Annotated in this window: 10 protein-coding genes; all 10 read right to left on the bottom strand. The window is 71.0% G+C overall.

Going from position 1 to position 18,828, the window contains the following annotated elements; all coding sequences use genetic code 11:
* Window positions 1–105 precede the first annotated feature (105 nt).
* The 10 genes from FHX60_RS21250 to FHX60_RS21205 all read right to left on the bottom strand — a co-directional run bounded on the left by FHX60_RS21250 (window position 106) and on the right by FHX60_RS21205 (window position 18,209).
* On the bottom strand, window positions 106–2,619 hold the full coding sequence (locus FHX60_RS21250) for a CHASE2 domain-containing protein (protein WP_183284545.1): 2,514 nt from the start codon (window positions 2,617–2,619) through the stop codon (window positions 106–108).
* Entirely contained in the window at window positions 2,552–4,237 is a 1,686-nt protein-coding gene (locus FHX60_RS21245) for a FecR domain-containing protein (protein ID WP_183284522.1), read from the bottom strand. Before FHX60_RS21245 ends, FHX60_RS21250 begins: the two co-directional genes overlap by 68 nt.
* Window positions 4,230–4,955 (bottom strand): response regulator transcription factor, encoded by a 726-nt coding sequence (locus FHX60_RS21240; RefSeq protein WP_112775888.1) that lies wholly within the window; start codon window positions 4,953–4,955, stop codon window positions 4,230–4,232. The genes FHX60_RS21245 and FHX60_RS21240 overlap by 8 nt, the downstream gene beginning before the upstream one ends.
* A 228-nt stretch (window positions 4,956–5,183) precedes the next feature.
* Window positions 5,184–6,554, bottom strand: a complete 1,371-nt coding sequence (pelG, locus tag FHX60_RS21235) for an exopolysaccharide Pel transporter PelG (RefSeq protein WP_112775887.1) — start codon at window positions 6,552–6,554, stop codon at window positions 5,184–5,186.
* Between the two features lie 2 nt (window positions 6,555–6,556).
* Entirely contained in the window at window positions 6,557–8,149 is a 1,593-nt protein-coding gene (pelF, locus tag FHX60_RS21230) for a GT4 family glycosyltransferase PelF (RefSeq protein WP_183284521.1), read from the bottom strand.
* Window positions 8,146–9,132 carry a tetratricopeptide repeat protein gene (locus FHX60_RS21225; protein ID WP_112775885.1) on the bottom strand — a complete coding sequence of 329 codons (987 nt, stop codon included), beginning with the start codon at window positions 9,130–9,132 and terminating at the stop codon, window positions 8,146–8,148. The genes pelF and FHX60_RS21225 overlap by 4 nt, the downstream gene beginning before the upstream one ends.
* Window positions 9,125–10,564, bottom strand: coding sequence for a PelD GGDEF domain-containing protein (locus FHX60_RS21220; RefSeq protein WP_112775884.1), 1,440 nt, complete (start codon window positions 10,562–10,564; stop codon window positions 9,125–9,127). The genes FHX60_RS21225 and FHX60_RS21220 overlap by 8 nt, the downstream gene beginning before the upstream one ends.
* A 65-nt stretch (window positions 10,565–10,629) precedes the next feature.
* Window positions 10,630–11,202 carry a penicillin-binding protein activator LpoB gene (locus FHX60_RS21215; protein ID WP_183284520.1) on the bottom strand — a complete coding sequence of 191 codons (573 nt, stop codon included), beginning with the start codon at window positions 11,200–11,202 and terminating at the stop codon, window positions 10,630–10,632.
* A gap of 67 nt (window positions 11,203–11,269) precedes the next feature.
* A complete protein-coding gene (locus tag FHX60_RS21210) occupies window positions 11,270–15,358 on the bottom strand; it encodes a tetratricopeptide repeat protein (protein ID WP_183284519.1) in 4,089 nt (1,362 codons plus the stop codon).
* Window positions 15,321–18,209 carry a bifunctional glycoside hydrolase/polysaccharide deacetylase family protein gene (locus FHX60_RS21205; protein WP_183284518.1) on the bottom strand — a complete coding sequence of 963 codons (2,889 nt, stop codon included), beginning with the start codon at window positions 18,207–18,209 and terminating at the stop codon, window positions 15,321–15,323. The genes FHX60_RS21210 and FHX60_RS21205 overlap by 38 nt, the downstream gene beginning before the upstream one ends.
* Window positions 18,210–18,828 lie beyond the last annotated feature (619 nt).

The following is an 18,828-nucleotide window of genomic DNA, read 5'->3' as shown; positions in this document are numbered from 1 at the left end:
AGCGGTGATCCGATGCTACGCAAATCCCCCGTCTGCGACTGCCAACAATTGTGTCGGCGGCCGTAACAGGCAGTGCCCCGAAACGCGTCCCGGGCTGTGCTCACGTCATACCGAGGCGGGCTGCGAGGTCGGGGAAAACGGCAGCTCGATGCGGAACACCGCACCCATGCCGGGCTGGCTGCGCACGCTGGCCTGGCCGCCATGCCGCTCGGCGACGGCGCGCACCAGCACCAGGCCCAGCCCGGTCCCTTCCGGCGCGCCCTGCTGGCCCTCGTGCAGCCGCGCGAACGGCTCGAACAGCCGTGCCTGGTCGGCCACGGCAATGCCTGGTCCATGGTCCTGCACGGCGACCACGAAACGCTCGGCAGCGCGCGTCAGCGACACCGTCACGGTCCCGCCCGCCGGGCTGAACTTGATCGCATTGCTGACCAGGTTGGCGATGGCGCGCACCAGCAACGCGGGTTCGCCCTGCAGCACCGCGGGATCGTCGGGCAGGTCGATCTGCAAGGACACCTCGCGTGCCTTGGCCAGCGCCCACAGCTGGTCGGTGGCGTCGAGCACCAGTCCGCCAAGCTCTACTTCCATGAACGCCAGCGCCTTCGACTCCGCGCGCGCAACGCTGATGAAATCGTCGGCCAGCGTCAGGGTGCGGCGCGCATGCGCCCCGATGCGGGCCAGCACCCCGCTGTCCGCGGCGGCATCGCCGGCGCTGGTGCCCGCCTGCTGCGCGCGCCGCTGTTCCAGTTCGATCAGCGCCAGGATCGACGCCTGCGGCGAGCGCATGTCGTGCGACAGGAAGCGCAGCATCTGCTCGCGCTGGCGCTCTGCCAGGCGGATCGCGGTGATGTCGATCACGCTGACGATCAGGCCGGCCACGGCGCCGGATTCGCCATGCAGCGGCGCGCCGTGCAGCAGGTAGCGGCGGTCGCCGCGCCCGGACACTTCGATGCCGCCCTCGGGCACCGGCGCCGAAGCCTGGGTCCGCGCCGCAGGCGCGCCCGCATGGCGGTCGTGCAGTGCCTGCCAGTACGCCAGCGCCGGCGCCGGCGCCGGGCACACCGCCTCGATCAGCGCGCGGATGCCGGGGCGCTGCAGGCCCGGCTCCGCGGGTCCTGCCGGTACGCGCGCCAGCACCGCCGGGGCCAGCGCCACGCAGCGCCGGTTGGCCAGCAGCACGCCGCCGTCCAGGTCGCAGATGGCGGTGGCATCGGGCAGGCTTTCCAGCCCGTCGGCAAGGAAACGGCGCAGGCCGCGCAGTTGCGCGCTCATGCCGTAGACCGCGCGCATGCGGCTGTCGAGCGTGGCGCCGGGGTGGCGCGGCGCGGCCATCACGCCGGGCTCGCGCTCCAGCCGCGCCAGCTCGTCGGTCAAGAAGCGCAGCGCCGCTTCCTGGCGCAGCCAGCTCCACAACGGATAGAACAGCACACAGCCCAGCACCGCGGCGGCTGGCGCAAACCATAGCCGAGCCAGTGCCAGCAGCGCCAGCGACCCCAGCAGCAGGCCCGCCAGCAGCAGCCCGGTGGCGACCAGCGCGCCACGCGGCGGCAACCGCAGCGCGGCCAGCGCGGCCAGCAGCACCGCCAGCAGCGTGCCGCCGGCCTGCCATGCCGGCGACACCGCGACAATGGCATCGCCGTCGGTCACCGCCTGCACCGTGTTGGCCAGAATCTCAACGCCGCTCATGCCGCGGCCATCGCGCGAGACCGGCGTCGGCAGCACGTCGCCCATGCCGGTGGCGAGCGCGCCGATCAGCACCGCCTTGCCGGCAAACATGGCCGGGTCGATGCGGCGCTCCAGCACGTCGCGCACCGACACGCGGGCAAAGGTGCCGGGCGGGCCGGCATACGGGATGCGCAGGCGGCCGCTGCGTTCCCAGCCATTGGCTTCGGCGACCACGGCCGGCTCGTGGCGCGCGCCCTCGGGCAGCGCGCCGGCGCGGCCGAAGCCCGCCATCACCGCGGCCAGGTGCGGCACGCCGGCGGCGGCCACCGGGTGCGGGCCTTCGCGCAGGTAGACCTGGCGCGCCACGCCGTCGGTGTCGACCACCATGTTGATATGGCCGACGGCGGCGCCCAACCCGGCCAGCGGGTAGCGCACCAGCATCCCGGCGGGGCCGGGCTCGGCCAGCACCGGCAGCACCACGTTGCCGGCCAGCGCCATGCTGCGCGCCAGCACGGCGTCGTCTTGCGGGTAGCGGGTATCGCGCTCGGACAGGATCACGTCGACGCCGATCACGCGCGGGCCGCCGGCGGCTATGCGTTCGATCAGCTGCGCCAGCACCGCGCGCCGCCACGGCCAGCGGCCGATGGCGGTGATGCTGGCGTCGTCGATGCCGACGATGACGATGTCGTGGCGGGCGGGATGATGCTGGGTGCCGATGGCGATGTCGTAGGCGGCCAGGTCGGCGCGTTCGGTCCAGCCCTGGCGCGCCGCCAGCATCACCAGCGCCAGTACCGCGGCGGCCAGCAGGCACCATTCGAGCAGCGTGCGCCGGCCGAAGGCGCGCCCCGCCGCAGGCGGCTGGGCGCGCGCGCCCGGCGCGGCGGGCGCGTCAGCGGAGCCGGATGCGGCCACCGCCGTCCGGCCGGTCGCCCGAACCGATTGCGCCGCCCTGCCCATCGCGCAGCATGGCGATGACTTCAATGCGCTGCGGCGCCGAGAACGCGGCCGGGTCGGGCGCCACGCCGGGCGCGGCGCGTGCCACGCGGATGAAATAGACGCCCGGCGCGGGGCGCGGCAGGTCGATGGCGTTGGTGACGGTGTGCTCGTCCGCCAGCAGCGTGGCGAAGCCCGCATCGCCCGCCAGCTGCACCCGGTAGCCGGGGCCGCCGCTGCCATCGGGCCAGCCGATGTGCAGCGCGCCGCCGTCGTCCTGCAGGGTCGGCACCGGCGGCTTGGGCTCGACGCGGAACGGCACCGCGTCCGACCACGGGCCCGGCAGGCCCGCCGCATCGACGCTGCGCACGCGCCACCACCAGCGGCCCGGCGCCAGCGCCTGCGCGGCGGGCGACGCGGCGGCAGCGTGGACGGCGGCGTCGCGGGTAAAGGCGGCATCGGTGGCGAGCGCCAGCTCGTAGCGGGCCGCGCTCGGCACGGTGGCCCATTCGAAGCTCACGGCATCGGCATAGCGCACTGCATCCGCGGCGGGCTGCTGCGTAAACGGTGCCGGCGGGTTCAGCCGCACCGAGACCGGCGCCTGCGCGTCATGCCCGGTCAGCCGGTGCCGGTCGATGGCGCTGACGCTCAGGTACAGCGTGCCTTCCGGCAGGCCATCGACCCGCACCCGGGCGGCATCGGCGCCGCCGGCGGTGCCGGTCCAGACCAGCTCGCTCAGCGCCGCATCGCGCGCCACCCGCACGCGGTAGCCCACGGCGCCCGGCACCGGTTGCCAGGCCGCCTCGAACGACGGCCCCAGCACGGTTTCATCGGGCGGCAGCAAGGCCGGCGCCGGCAGCAGCGCCACCGGTTGCGACAGCCGGCCGCCCGCCGACACGCCGATGCCGTAGCCGGCCTCGAGCGACGCCGCCGCGGTCATCGCGCGCTCCGGTGCCGCTGCCGTTCGCGCGCGCGCGGCGCTGACGCCGACACGGCCTTGCAGCACTTCGCTGCGGCTGCCGCCGGCGTCGGCCGAAACGCGGTAACGGGTGCCGCGCACGCCGGTCACCATCATCGGCGTATGCATCTCGAAGCGGCCGACCCCTCCGCCCCCGGGCGCCACGCGGGTCTCGGCCGCGCCCTTGTCGATACGGATCACGCTGTCGACCAGGCCGCTGCGCGTGAAGGTGCGCAGCCGGTTCACCGCCACGGTGGTCGCGGGCGGCAAGGTGACGCGGGTGCGGTCCGGCAGTTCGAGCGTGGCCGAGCCGCTGGCCGGGGTCTCGATGCGCGCGGCCTCGTCCAGGGTCATGCCGACCTGCAGCGGCCGGCCGTTGGCGCGCACCTCGCCGCTGACGTGGACCACGCGCGCGGACGCCGCCTGTTCCGGGATCTGGCTCAGCGGGATGCGCACGCGCGATCCCGGCACCAGCCGGTATGGATCGGCCACGCCGTTCAGGCGCTGCAGCGTGCGCCAGCCCTGCTCGGATGCCATGTAGCGTGAGGCCAGCCCGATCAGCGTATCGCCCGGTTCCACCACGTAGATAAAGTCGGCGCCCTGCGCGCCCGCGGGCCCGGCATGCGCCGGCACTGCGGCACCGGCCAGTACGGCCAGCGCGATACCACGCACGACCCTACGCATCGCGGTCCTCATCCGCCAGCGCTTCGGCCGCGGAAACCTCTTCGAAACGATACCCGTGCGAATACACCGAGGTCAGCCGCACGCCGTTCTCGGGGCGCAGCGCCAGCTTCAGGCGCAAGCGGGAAATATGCGTGTCGAGCGTGCGCGAGCCCGCCCCCATGGCGCGGCCCCACACCGCCTGCTCCATCACCTCGCGCGCCAGCAGGCGCCCGGTATTGCGGAACAGGAACAGGGCCAGCTCATATTCGCGCGGCGACAGCACCGCGGCTTCGCCGCCGACGGTGATGGTGCGCGCGTGGGTATCGACGGTGTAGCTGCCGCGCCGGATCAGCTCGACTTCCTGCGCGGCCTCGGGATAGGCGCGACGCAGCAGCGAGCGCACGCGCGCGACCAGCTCGCCGGCGCGGATGGGCTTGAGCATGTAGTCGTCGGCGCCCACCGTCAGGCCGTCGACGATATCGGCTTCGGCGGTGCGGCTGGTGACGAACAGGATCGGCGGCATGTTGCCGGACTTCTGCCGCACCCAGCTGACCAGTTCATAGCCGCTGGTGCCCGGCAGCTGCCAGTCGACCAGCAGCAGGTCGTAGGCGCGCTCGCGCAGCGCGCGCAGCAAGTCGGCCCCGTTGGCGAAGGATTCGCATTCGAAACCGGCTTCGCCCAAAATCTGCCGGATCAGTTCGGCCTGATCCGGATCATCCTCCACGGATGCAATTCGCATACCTCTACACCCTTCTGCCAGCTTCCGACTGCAACTGCGGTCTCTGCCACGGCGTGTCGACGGCTCGGCCGGCAAATCATTCTTTGTATTCACCCTGGCAAGGGGGCGCGGCCGTCGATCTGAACCGGCGGGCCAGGCCGAAGCCCGCCGGCTGCCGCAATGTTACCCAATCGCGGCCCATTCCGTCGAGACGCCCCGACGGGGGGTGCACCGGCGTGCTCCCGGACGCTATTGCAGCATGTAGGTCTCGTACTCCAGCCGCTCCAGCTTGTGGTCGAGCATGGCCAGCGCCAGCGCCACCACCACCAGCAGCGACACCGCGAAGCCATAGCCGTACCAGGCCGGCCCCAGCTGCAGCGTCACCAGCGTCAGGGCGCAGTTCAGCACCACGAACAGCGCGGTCAGCAGCAGCACCTCGCGGCGCCGGTCCAGGTAGAAGTAGATGTTGAGCACGCCCAGCAGCACCACCTGCAGGCTGGCGCCGATCACGTCCACATACAGTAGCGGCAGGTACAGTTCGGAAATGCCCAGCAGCCGCAGCACCCACACGCCCACCGCGAACAGCAGCAGCGCGGCGATCGCCTGCACCTTGACGATCTCGTACAGGCCCAGCCGGATGGTCTGGACCATGGTGTTGCGCATGTCCTCGATATGCTCGAGCGAGCTGCCGCCGCGCACCGCATCGTAGAACGCGTCGTAGTATTCGACGAAATCGGTCTCGATGCGCACCAGAAACACCGCCATGCCGGGAATGATGGCGAGGTAGGCCAGGAACACCGGGATGTCGTAGATGATCGAGGCGCGCAGCGGCCCGATCACCTGGTGGCCGGTGGACGGCGCGTACCAGAACATGAACTTGTCGATCCAGATGCCCAGGTTGTAGAGCAGCCCGATCGCCACCAGGCTGGGGTAGGCATAGCGGCGCCGGAACACCTCGAACGAGATGAACTGGCGGCTGGTGTAGTTGCGGTAGATCAGCGTCACCATGCCGGTCAGCAGGCACAGCTGGCCCGCGACAAACCCGCCCAGCAGCCCTTCCATGCCGTAGCCGCGCAGCCCCAGCGCGGCCGCCACCGAGACCGCGTAGCCCAGCAGGAAGGTCCAGACGATGGCCTTGTACTGCTTCATGCTGGACAGGAAGATCGCGGCGATCCAGATATTGCTCAGCACCACGAAGCCCGCCACCATCAGCAGCCGGTACAGCACCGACTGCTCGCCGAAGCTGAACACCGCGCACGCCACGCCGATGCCGCCCGACAGCACCGTGGCCAGCAGCGCCACGGCGTGGTAGTTGCTGAGGATCAGGTGGTCGCGCTTTTCGAACAGCCGGTCGGAGGTAAAGCGCGTGAACGACAGCTGCATCGGCCCGGTCAGGATCAGGCTGCCAGCGATCAGGTAGGTCACCGAGACCTGGAACTGCGTGATCAGCGTCCCCGGCACCACGAACGGCAGGCTCAGCATGCCGATCAGCAGGATGCCGACGATCGACAGGATCCACGGGCCCGAGCTGATGATGCCGGCATACGCATAGGCGCTCAGCATGCCGGACAGGTTGTCCCGCCGCAGCATCTTGCGCAGCTCGAATCCAATGCCAGCCATGCTCAGGCTCCTCCGTGGACCGGGCAGCGCGCGGGATTGCCGCCGTGCCGGGCTGCGTCAGGCGCGGCGTCGTCGGCCTGCGCCATCAGCCGTTGATACAGTTCGCGATAGCTGCCGACCATGCGCTCCTGGGTGTAGTAGCGCTCCACGCGCGCCACGCCCGCGGCCTGCGCCGCCTGCCAGCGCGCCGGCTCGCGCAGCAGCCCGAGCGCGGCCGCGGCCAGCGCGGCGGGATCGGCAATGCGCACCACCTCGCCCGCCGGGCCGAGCGCGGCGTCCTCGCCGGGCAGGCCGAACAGCAGCTCGCGGCACGAGCCCACGTCGGTGGTCACGCACGGCACGCCGGCGGCAAAGCCTTCCAGCACCACCAGCGGCAGCGCTTCGCTGATCGAGCTGAGCACCAGCACGCCCACCTGCGGCAGCAGCGCGTCGATGCGCTGGAAGCCGAGGAATTTCACCTTCCGGCCCAGGCCCAGGCTTTCGGCCAGGCTGCGGCATTCGCGCGCGTATTCGGGGTCTTCGTCCTCCGGACCGGCGATCCAGCCTTCGGCCTCGGGGTATTCGCGCACCACCGTCAGCATCGCGCGGATAAAGGTCTTGACGTCCTTGATCGGCACCACCCGGCCGATCAAGCACAGCACCGGCGGCACCCCCGCCTGGCGCCGCGCGCGCAGCGGCGCCAGGCGCGGCAGGTCGATGCCGTTGGGGATGCTGCGCGTGCGCGCCTCGGGGGCGCCGTCCTGCACCTGGCGGCGGCGATTGCCCTCGTACAGCGCGACGATGTCGTCGCCGGCGTCATAGCAGACCCTGCCCAGCGTTTCGAAAAAGCGCACCCACAGCTCGCGGAAATAGCTGATCTGGGAGATGTCGCGCTCGAACACATTGCGGTTGTCGCGGATCCACTGGCTCTGGAACAGGTCGATCTTGCGTTCCTTGGTATAGATGCCGTGCTCCGACACCAGCAGCGGGCGCTGGTTGCGGTGGCGCAGCAGCGCGCCGAGAAAACCCGCATAGCCGGTTGAGACCGTATGGTAGACACGCGCCGGGATCAGCCCGTCGGCAATCCGCACCAGCTGCCACAGCGGCTTGTGCATGATGCGCACGGTCCAGAAGTAATCGGTGAAGGACGGGTCGGTGCAGAAGCGCCGGTATTGGTCGGTGATCGTCTGCCAGGCACGGCGGCTGTACAGGAACGCGTCCTCGCCCAGCGCGCCGCCCTCGCGCAGCGCCGGCATCAGTTCGCGGATCATCGCGCCGGCCTCGGCCTCGCGTCCCGGCTCGCGCAGCAGGTCGTGCAGGCGGTCGGCGGCATCGAACGCCTTCGCGTCGCCGCCGCGGCCCTGCGCCAGCGGCGGCGGCGGGAAGTCATAGAGGTAGTGCGTTTCCAGGTGCACCACGTTGGCCGGCAGCTGGTAGGCCATGTCGCCATAGTCCTCGCGCCGGCTGCCGATGAAGACGATGCCGAAGCGCAGCTCGGGAAACGCGCGGATCATCTGGTTGACCCAGCTCGAGACGCCGCCGCTCACGTACGGGAAGGTGCCTTCGAGCAGCAGCATGACGTCGGCCGACGCCGCTTTCAACAGGATCTCGCTCATGATTGCCAGTACCGCAGCAGGGGCCGCACCAGCGGGAGCGGCGAGGGGCTGTCAAACGATGCCATCAGCTGGCGCACCGCGGCGTAGTCGCGTTCCAGGTAGGCGGCTTCGGCCAGGTGCGGCAGCACGCGCTCGCGCGCGAAGCCGAGCGCCTCGGCGCGCTGCAGCCAGGCGCGCGCCTCGCGCGGGGCGTTGCGCGCCAGCGCCAGGCGTCCGCGCATGTACCAGAGCGAGGCGATGCTGTCATCGTGCGACAGCGCCGCGCTGGCGTAGCGCTCGACCTGGCTGGCGGTATAGCGGTAGACGTCGCCCTGCACCAGGTTCTGGTAGATCAGTTCCCAGTACAGGTCGGCCAGGCGCTTGCTGATCTCGGCGCGCTCGCCCGGGCTGTAGGCGGTTTCCAGCCGTGGCAGCTCGGCCAGGATCTGCTGGGTCAGCTGCTTCTCGGCGCCATCCAGCATGCCGTAGGCCAGCAGCCGGATATCGTCGGCGCTGTCGGCCAGCAGTTCGCGCAGCACCGGGCTGACGGTGCGCGCCGGCATCGACTGCATCGCCACCAGCGCGGTCATGCGCTCCGGCAGCGGCGCGCGCGCATTGCCCAGCTGTGCACGCAGCCGCGCGCCGCCGCCATGCGTAACGCGCGACATCAGGTGCGTGACGAATTCGGGCAGGCCCACGGTGCCGATGCCGCTGGTATCGATGCGGCGCGGGAACAGTTTCGACAGCAGGTAGCTGCCCACGCACACCAGCGCGCCGCCGAGCGGCACGAAGAAGCAAAACAGCGCCAGGAAGCCGTAGCTCCACGCGAACGGCACGCGCAAGCGCCGCGGCAGCAGGCGCCACAGCAGCAACGCCGTCAGCGCCGCGGCCACGGCCTGCATGCCGAAGAACGCCAGCAGCAGCGCGGTGCTGTTGCCGGCGCGCGCCAGCAGCGCCAGCGCGGCGATCTGGGCGGCCAGGCCGCCGGCGCCAAGTTTAAACATGGGGCGCTTCCCCGGCCGCCGGTTTCGACCGCGCCGCCGTACCGTCTACCTGGGCCCGGCGCAGCAGCTTGACCAGCGCCTCTTCCGCGCCGGTCGCGGGCACCGCCAGCGAGTAGACGCCGATGCCGGCGCTGGTGAAATCGGTGCCGAACTGCGCGCGCAGCATATCTTCGATGCGCACCAGGTAGGCCGCCACGGCCTGCGCATCGGACAGCGGCATCAGCGTCAGCATGGCGCGGTGGTGGGGATTGACCAGCGGCCAGGCCACGTCCAGCGCGCGCCGGCTGCGCACCACCTGCTCGAACAGCGCATCGCGCTCGGGATCGGTGTCGAACACCAGCGCTACCACCGAGCTGTCGATGCCGGTCTCGCGCTGCAGCCGCGACAGGCGCGCATAGTCCAGCGCAAACGGATACGGGCACGCCGGCAGCGCCGCCAGGATGGTGCGGGTGGCGCCGGCATGCTCGACACCGTCGGCATAGTAGCCCAGCAGCACCATCAGCATCTGCAGGTTTTCATAGCTCAGCGACAGGAACGGCATGCGCTCGACCACCAGCAGGCCGATCAGGTGGTCGGAGCCGGCCAGCACCGGTGCCACTGCCACGTAGCGGGTGCGCGCATCGTGCTGCAGGCCTTCGGCGCGCAGGTGCGCGAGCTGGCGCGTGTCCAGGCAGTGGCGCACCAGCGGATCGTTGGGGTCCAGCGCGAAGGCCGGGCCGATGCTGGCCGCGGGCTCGGCGTCGACGCGCTCGCCATCGCAGGCGTAGAGCGCGGCCGCCTCGACCTGGCAGGCCTGCGCCACCACCTGCAGCACCGGCTGCGCGCCGGCCAGCACGTGGCCGCCGCGGGCGGCCTCTTCCAGCGCCACGCCGCGAAGCTGCGACAGGGTGTCGCGCAGCGTGGTGGGCCGCGCCAGCAGGTCGTTTTCCAGCCGCGAGTGGGAGATGCGCAGCAGGTAGTGGTTCTTGGTCAGCGCCGCCAGGCGCTCGTCCAGGTAGCGGTTCACGGCGCGCGCCCGCGCCAGGCGCGTGCCCCAGATATCGCCGAACTGCCCCGCCACCAGCACCAGCAGCAGGCCGCCCAGGAAGAACAGGCGCGGGAACGGGCCGGGCATCACGCCGGTCTGGTGGTACAGGTACCAGGCGCCCAGCAGCATCAGCACGCTGCCCACGCCGATCAGCGTGCCGTAGCGCAGCGCCAGGATCACCGGCAGCAGCCAGGCCCACGGAAAGCCCATGCCCAGCAGCAACGGGTTCTGCGGCAGCACCAGCCAGGCCAGCGCCAGCGCGGCCAGCATCGCCACTACCAGTTCCACCACGGCGGCCGGTCCGGTGACCGCGGGCGCGAGCAGGCGCGCATAGCGCCCGCCCAGGCCGATGCCCTGTCCCTGCCGCGCGCGATAGGTGTTGTCAGCCGTCTTGGCCACGCTCATCCCCTTGCTTCAACCATCCATCGCCGCGCTGGCGCGGCGCCGTGCCGATAAATGCCACCCCGGCCTCAACCCTGCATCAGCGGCGCCAGCAGGCGGCGCAGCAGCTTCTGCGCGGTGCCCGACAGGGAGGCGCGGCTCCAGCCGCTGTCGCTGCCGGTGGCGGACCACACCACTTCCCCGCTGTTCACGTCGAGCAGCTGCAGCGAGATGCCGACCGCCGGCTCGCCGTCCACGCCCACCTTGTAGCGCCATTCCTGCACCGCGCCGGTCAGCGCATAGCGGGCCTTCTCGGCGCGCGCCCATTCCAGCGCCTTGCCCACCGCCTCGCGCTCCGCCGGCTCGAACAGTGTTTCCGGGTTCAGCGCGGCAGGATAGCGCTTCAGGCTGGCCACGCCGCCGGTCTTCAGCAGGCTCTCGGCGATGGCTTCGGCGCGCAGGCCGGCCTGCGGCGTCTCGGTGTAGTTGACGATCGGCAGCACCGCGATGGTCTCGCCGCGCGCCAGCGCCGGCGCGCGCCCGACGTCCGTCACCGCGCAGCCCGCCAGCCACAGCGCCGCGCCCAGTGCGCCGCACCATGCGGCCAGCCGCGCTGCCACCGTCCTGCCCGCCTTGCCCGTCATGCCCGTTTGCTTGTTCATGTTCATCCCCTTTGTTTCCGTATTCCCATGTCCTGTCGATGCCCTGCCGCTGCCTGCCGCGCCGTGCTCAGTACAACCAGCGGTAGCGCAATCCCAGTTCCGTCATCGGCCGCCCGCCGTTGCGCGCCGCGGTCTCGTGCGAGACGTAGAGCGCCAGGTGGTCGTTGCCGAACACCGAGCCCGCCACGCCGCCCTGCACGCGGAAGTTCTGCCGCGCGCGGGTGTCGTGCAACAGCCCGATCTCGCCGAACGGTCGCCACTTGCGGGTGTATTCGTCCAGCAGCTCGGTGCCGAAGCCGAACAGCACGCCAGCCTGCGTAAAGCCCTGCGGCATGTAGAACGCCGGCGTCGCGGCGTCGCCGGCGGGCACCAGCGCGGCCTGGCGCGGCGTCAGGCTGCCGCCCTGGGTGCTGTAGCTGGCATGCGTCGCGACCACGCGCACGGTGTAGTCCGGATACGCGGTGCGGATCTTGTAGCCGGCCTCGACGTCATAGACCATGCCGTGGCCCAGCGTGCTGCGGTCCTGGCCGCGGAAGCGGCTGTACTCGATGCGCGCGCCGACGAACTCGCGCAGGCCGAAGCGCCACGTCGCGCCCAGCCCCAGCACGTCCTTGGCGCCCCCCACGCGCAGCGGCGCGGACTCGTCGGCCGGCTGGTTGAGCCCGGCCAGCGTGCTGAACTGCAGCCGCCCCTGCTGGTTCCACTCGCCGAAGAAGCGCGCCGTGGCCATGGTGTCGAGGCCCTCGCGGTAACCTGCGGTGGCGCGCCAGCGCTGATTGCTGTCGCGATAGCCCAGCGACAGGTCGGCGCGCCGGTCCGACGCGGGCACGTTGGCCAGCTGCTGCGGATCGGTGCTGCGCTGGTCGCGCCAGGTGCCGCGCAGGTTCAGGTCATAGCCATCCCACAACCGCACCCCGCCGGCCAGGCTGCCTTCGGTGAACTCCAGCGGCTTCTGGTGCATGAAGCGCACGCGCGGCTCGATCGCCTGGGCGTTGAACAGCAGCGCTTCGCGCAGGGTTTCCTGCAGCGCGTCGTCGGAGCGCGCGCGCTCCTGGGTCTCGAAGGCCAGCGTCTGCGCCGCGCCAAGACGGTCCAGCCGCTGGTTGGCCTGGATCTGGCTCGCCACCGGCACGCGGCCCGCCTGGCGCTCGAGAATGCGGTCCAGGCTGTTCAGGTCCTGCCGGTCCAACGCGATCGCCACCTCGGCATACGCCGGGCGCTGCAGCCGGCTCGCGTACTGGCGTGCCAGCCAGCCGCGCGCCAGTTCGTTCGATTCCGCCGACAGCGCCCACGCCAGCGCCGCATCGCGGCCAGCTGCGGACAATGCGGCCTCGCGCCGCGCCGTGTCGCGCACGACCTCGGCGGGGACGGGCTCGCGCAGCGGCGGCAGCCCTTCGATCTCGCCCAGCTGCGACGGCGCCGCGGCGGCTGGCGAATTCAGTTCGCGCGCCGCCGTGGATGCGCGGTCGGCGCGCATCATCTGGATCACCAGTGCGCGCGAGACATCGCCCGAGGCAAAGATCTGCCCCAGCGCCACGGTCTGGCGGCGCAGGTCCGCGCGCGACGGCGCGCCCGAGGCGTTCTCGCGCTCCTCGTCGCCATCGGCATGGTCCGGGCCCATGCGCGCAGCGCCCGCGCCGCGCCGCGCCCAGCCACGATGCAGGTCGATCCACGCCTGGCGGCGCACACGCCAGGCCATGTCGGTCTGGCCGACGGCTTCATAGGCGTCGGCCAGCAGGCTCAGCCAGAGCGGATCGGCGCTCTTGCCGTCGTTGAGCTTGCGCAGGTAATGCAGCGCCGCGCGCCCGTCGTGGAAGCGCATATGGCCGGCGGCAAAGGCGCCCCACAGGTCGGGACTGTCCTCGGCCTGGTCCTGCAGGCGGCGCATCAACGCGCGCACCTCGGTATCGCTGCCCTGGTCGACCAGCGTCCACAGCAGCGCCGCCAGCGTTTCGCTGTCGGCGTCCGGCAGGCCCGCGGCATGGCGCAGGTCGGCCAGGGCCTGCTCGCGCTGGCCCGTCACGCGGTAATACTCGGCGCGCCGCATCAGGAAGCGGCTCGACTGCCAGGCGGCGCGGCGCTGCTCCGCGCTCATGTCCTGCAGCAGCCGCTCGATGCGGCGGTAGGCGTGGGCGCGCGTGTAGTAGTACAGCGCCAGCTCCAGCGAGGCCGGGCTGGCGCTGCGGCGCCAGTCGGCCTCGGCGATGCGGCCGGCGTCGATCGGGGTCTTGTCGTAGTAGGCGATCAGGTTGGAGAAGTCCGCTTCCTGCGTGGCGCGGACCTCGTCCAGGCAGTCGTTGCGCGCCGGGCTCGCCGGCAGCTGCAGGCAGTGTTCGTCGCGGGCCTGCGCGGCCGCCATCATCAGATGCCGATAGCCGTCCTGCAGCAGGTCGTCGCGCTGGTTGAGCCGGGCCAGCTCGGTGAACGTGCGCCAGAACAGCGGGTCGCGCGGACTCGCCGCGGCGCGCGCGGGCAGCATCGCGTCCAGCGCCTGGGGCACCCGGCCGCGCACATAGAGCAGGTTGGCCAGCTTGAGCGCATAGGCCGGACGCGGGCCGAAGCGCTGCTGCAGCTGCGTATAGAGCTGGAAGGCGCGCTCGTCCTTGCCGGCGCGCTCGGCCAGCGCGGCGTGGCGCTCGATGATGTCGCGCGCCTTCGGGCCCCGACTCAGGCCTTCCAGGAAGCGCATGGCCTCTTCCGGCTCGCCCAGGCGTTCGTAGGCGGCCACCACCTCGTCCACCGTCTTCAGGTCCGAGCCGCCCGCGCGGTGGCGCAGCGCGGCCAGGTAGGCGCGATCGTCGGACAGCCCCGGCGCCAGCCGCATGACCGCGTCCCACGCGCGCTCGTCGTTGGTGGCGCGGGCATAGTCGAGCCAGCTCTTCAGCGCCACGGCCGGCTGGCGGTTCCATTCCGCCACCTGCGCCAGCCGCTCGCGCCAGACCGGCTCGCCCGGCAGCCGGCGCACCGCAGCCTCGGCCACGCGTTGGGCCTGGTCGAGCTTGCCTGCGGCGAGGAAGACGCGATAGGCCAGCTCGTAGTCGTCGGCATTGAATTTCGTGTCGTCCGGCTGCGGCGCCGCGGCCTCCTGTGCCGCGATCTTGCGCACGCCCAGCTGGCCGGAAGCGGCCAGCGCCTCGCGCAGTGCCAGGCCGCGCGGCCCGTCGAGAAACACCACGCCGCGCTCGTGCCACGGCTGGCTGGCGGCGATGCGCCGCACCTCGGCCTCGCGGGCACCCAGGGCAGCCAGCGCGGCCGGGCCCGCGCGGCCGGCATCGCGCAGCCGCGCCGATACCTTCAGCAGCCGCTCGACATAGCGGCTGGCCTGCTCCGGCTTGTTGGCGGCCAGCGCCAGCCGGGTCAGGTAGCGCAGCACCTCGGGATCGTCGAGCAGCTTGCCGCCGTGGCGCTCGGCCTGGGCCAGCGCCTCGTCCAGCAGGTTGCCTGACTGCAGGGTCTGCACCGCCTTCAGGAACAGCGCGCGCCGCTCGGCCAGCGTGGTCGCGGCCGCCTGCTGCGCGAACAGTGCGTTGGCAGCGTCGCGGTAGTCGCCGCCGGCAATCGCCATCTCCGCCAGCTGGCGGTTCCAGAACGCCGCGTTGTTGCGGTCCTGGCTCGCCAGCGCGCTATAGAACCGGCGCATCGCCTCATCCGCGCCGGCCTGGCGCGCCTGCGTGGCCAGCGTCTGCAGGTCCGCCACGCTCCAGCGGCGGCCGGCGGCCTGGTCCAGCAGGCGGCGCAGCTGCACCAGGTTCTGTTCGCGCTCGGCCGTTTCCGGCAGCGCGGCCCAGGCGCGCTGCTGCGCGATCTCGATGCGCGTGCGCAGCACCTGGCCCGACAGGTCGGTGCCCTGCACCGCCTGCATCCGCTCCAGCATCGCCTGCGCCTCTTCCAGGCGGCCGGTGCGCGCGTACTGCTCGGCCAGCACACCCATGAAGGCGGGATCGTCGGGCGTGACCTTCCACCAGGCTTCCAGGTAGGCCATGGTCAGCCCGTCGATGGTGCGGCCCTGCCCCAGCAGCCGTTCGCGCAGGGTTTCGCGCGGGAACATCAGCGCCAGGCCGATGCCCACGATCGCGGTAAAGGTCAGCACCAGCGTCGGCGGCAGCAGCCGCTCGCGCTCAGCCGGCGCAGCGGACTTCGACTTGTTGCCTGACATGATTGGGGTCGGTCACGGGTGCGGTATCGACGCGCAGCGTGTTGCGCTCGCGCACGGCCGGTACCGCCTTGCCATCGACGCTGACGCGGCAGTGGCCGGCGTTGGCCAGGCGGAAGAACGGCTTGAAGTAGCCACTGAAGGCAAAGCGGGTGACGCCGTCGCGCTGCGACCAGTCGCGCACGATGCCGCTGGCTTCCGCCAGCTGCGGCGTGGCCGACGCCGGGGCCGCGGCTTCGCGCAGGTTAAAGCGCGCGTCGCCACCGTCCAGGTGCAGGTAGACGCCGCCGCCGGGCGCCGGCGAGGTTCCGGTCACGCCCTTCGCCGCGGCAACGTCGGGCAGGCCCGCGCCGCTCCAGCGCAGGTTGCGCAGGTTGCCGTCGCCGCGCACGATCCATTGCGTGCCGCTGCTGCCGGCACTCCCGTCGCCCACTTCGCGCGCCACCGCCATCTCCTGCCAGTCGAGCACCTTGCGCACGTAGTCGGTCGAATGCAGCGGCAGCAGCGGCTGCGCCAGCACGTAGTCATAGACCTTGCGCAGCGCCTTCAACGACGCCGGCTTGGTGCCGGAGTAGCTGTGGTAGTAGATGTTCACGGGCTTGAAGCGATACGGCCGGTCGGTCAGCTCGAAGGTCTCGATCACGCGCTCGAAGCCGTAGAACGGGCCGTGCCACAGGTTGGTGTAGACGTTCTCGTTCTGGTTGGGCGCGAACACCTGGAAGGTGCCGCCGGGCTTGTTTATGCCCAGCGGCGCGATCGCGGTCCAGCTGGGATTGCTGCGCGTGATCAGCGTGTCGCCGCCGTTCATGTTGAGCACGCGCGCCTGCTCGGTCAGCCTCAGCGCCTCGGCCGGCGGCTGGCAGTCGCCCGACCACAGCAGCAGGCTGACCGGCTTGCCGGCGGGTGCCAGGCTGCGATTGATGTAGTCGATGGAACCGCCGATCTCGCGGTTCAGGTCCATGGTGTAGCCGGGGATGTTGAGGTGGAAGGGCTTGTCGCCCGCGCCCGCCGCGGCGTTCCCGCCCTGGGCCGGCTGTGCCGGCACCGTGCGCGCCCACTCGAACGGGTGCGAGAAGGTGTGGCTGGCCACCTCGACATAGGGCTGGGCAAAGATCTTGCGCGCGATCGGCTCGAGCTCGGCGGCGAGCTTCGGGTACATGCCGTCGCGGCTGACCTCGCCCTGGATCACCGACATGGTCATCGGCAACCGGTAGCGGTCGAAGATCTCGCGGAACAGCACCTCGCCGGAGAAGCCGCCGCCGGGAATCTCGGCGCGCGAGGCAAAGCCGTCGCCATCGATATGGATGGTCAGCAGGCGGCGGCCGTTCTCGGTGGTGACGTCAGGCACCGGCATCGCGGGCAGGCGCAGTGCCTCGCGCAGGAAGTCCAGCGGCTGCACCACCCAGCGGCTGTCGGCGGTGCCGATGCCGCTCTCGTGCACCGCGTACGGCCCCAGCACATAACCGCCCCACGGCGTGATGGCCGCGGCGTCATAGGTCAGCGTGCCGGAACGCAGGCGCAGCAGCGTGCGGAAGCCGTCGCCGTCGGGCACCTGGATCGCCTCGGCCTGGTTGCGGTCAGGCGCCACCGGCATCTCGAAGCCCATCATCGGGTCCTTGGCCAGCACCTCGACCGGGCCCGACACGCGCCCCCTGACCGCCTTCAGGCCGAAGCCGCGCGCCACCGCGCCACTGACGCTGGTGCCGAAGTCGTTCAGGAACACCACCGGCATGCCTTGCGCCATGCGCGCCTGCACCCAGGCGTGGAAGCGGGCCGGCTGCGCCGTAACCTTGCCCGTCAGGTACATCACCACGCCGGCATAACGGTCCGGCCCGATCTCGGGCAGTTCCTCGCTGGTGTCGGCAAACTCGACGCGGTAGCCCAGGTGGTTGAGCGGCATCGAGACGAAGCGCACGCCCTCGGACTGGTCGATCGCCACGCCCGGGTGGCGCTCCTGCACCACCAGCACGCGCCGCGGCAGCACTTCGACCTTGCCGATGCCGATGGTCTGCAGGCCGGGATCGGCAACATAGGGGGTGATGCCCAGCGCGCGAATGCGGCGCGCGGTGTCGCGCGCGCAGCGGCGATCCGCCGGCGGGCAGTAGTCGATCGATACCACCGGCAGCCGGTATTGCTCGCGGATGGTGCGCGCCTGCGCCAGCAGCCAGTTGCGGTCGGCCTGCGGCACCTCGACATAACGGCCCTGGGCCTGGTTCCAGCCGCGGAACAGCGACTCGAAGGCGACGGCATACGCCAGGCCGTGCACCTGCGGCAGAATCTCGAAGCCACGGTTGAAGATCAGCCGGGCGTCGGGGTAGCGCGCCTTGATCGCGCGCACCACGCGCACCAGGCCGGCTTCCTGCCGTGCGCGCTCGGCGTCGGTCCTGGCGGCGAGCTGGTACGAGTCGAGGGTATCGAGGAAAAAGCCGCGAAAACCCCGCGCCCACAGCGGCGCGATCACCTTGTCGACATAGAAGGCGGGCCAGCCGTCGGCCGCCTGGTCGATCACCGGCGCGTTCCACGCATCGTTGCGGCCGACAAACCAGCTCTTGGGAATGTCCTTGAAATATGGGCGGCCTTCCAGCACCTCGCCCACGCTGACATAGGCAAACCAGGCGGTCGCGGGGGTGGCGACCTGGCGCGGGTCGAAGCCGCTGTCGGGCTCGACCACGGCGATATCAAAGGCCTGCAGCGCGTCAACCGGCGGCTTGGCGCCATAGTGCAGCGCGATCGACGGCATTGCCGGCGCGGGTGCCGCAGCGGCGGTCGCCGGCTGTGCCGCGGCGGCTCCGGCGGCACTAAGGGAAAAAGTAACCACCAGGCCCAGCGCGGCACGCTGCGCCAGATGGCCCATCCAGGCTATCCATCCCGGCCGGCATGGCGTGCGGCCACCCCGGCCGCGCCGGCTGCCTTGCGCTTCCCCCAGTCGATTCACAACGTGCTTCCTTAGTTTTTACGCACCCGAAGTGCACGGTGACAGACATTTTAGAGGCGGTTCGCGACCGCATGGCGTCTGGTTCTGACCGTCACTTCGGAAAAGTCCGATGGTATCCGGCATCCGCATGCTAGAGCAGGCGCCGGGGCCGTATTGTCAACAATTGTCCCGAAAAGGAGACATGGAGTCGGCTTGCACGTTAACGGCTGCCGGCGTCGGCCGATGGTTGGTCCACCGGCTCAGCCAGCCTGGGGAAGATCGATCCCCGCTACGCCCGGCGAGGTCAGTGTCCGTTACCGATTTCCGGACAGCCCGCTTTCCCAACACCTGAAATCCCATTCTCTTATGTATGGACGCGCATGCAGGCCATTGGCTCATGTATTGGCATGCATAACCTGCCTGCTGTCACGGGTGTTGTGGTTTATCCGCATAATGTTATATCCGCGCCGGACCGACCTCACCCGAACGCGGTACGAACGGTGCCGTAAAAATTTGTAAAAAAGATGGCACCAGCTTGTAGCGGGCGGCAGCCCATTAT

This window comes from Cupriavidus alkaliphilus (genome assembly GCF_014191175.1).
In the GTDB taxonomy this organism is placed as follows: domain Bacteria; phylum Pseudomonadota; class Gammaproteobacteria; order Burkholderiales; family Burkholderiaceae; genus Cupriavidus; species Cupriavidus alkaliphilus.
Note: the sequence above shows the minus strand (reverse complement) of the source record. Positions and strands in the feature narration are given on the sequence as shown.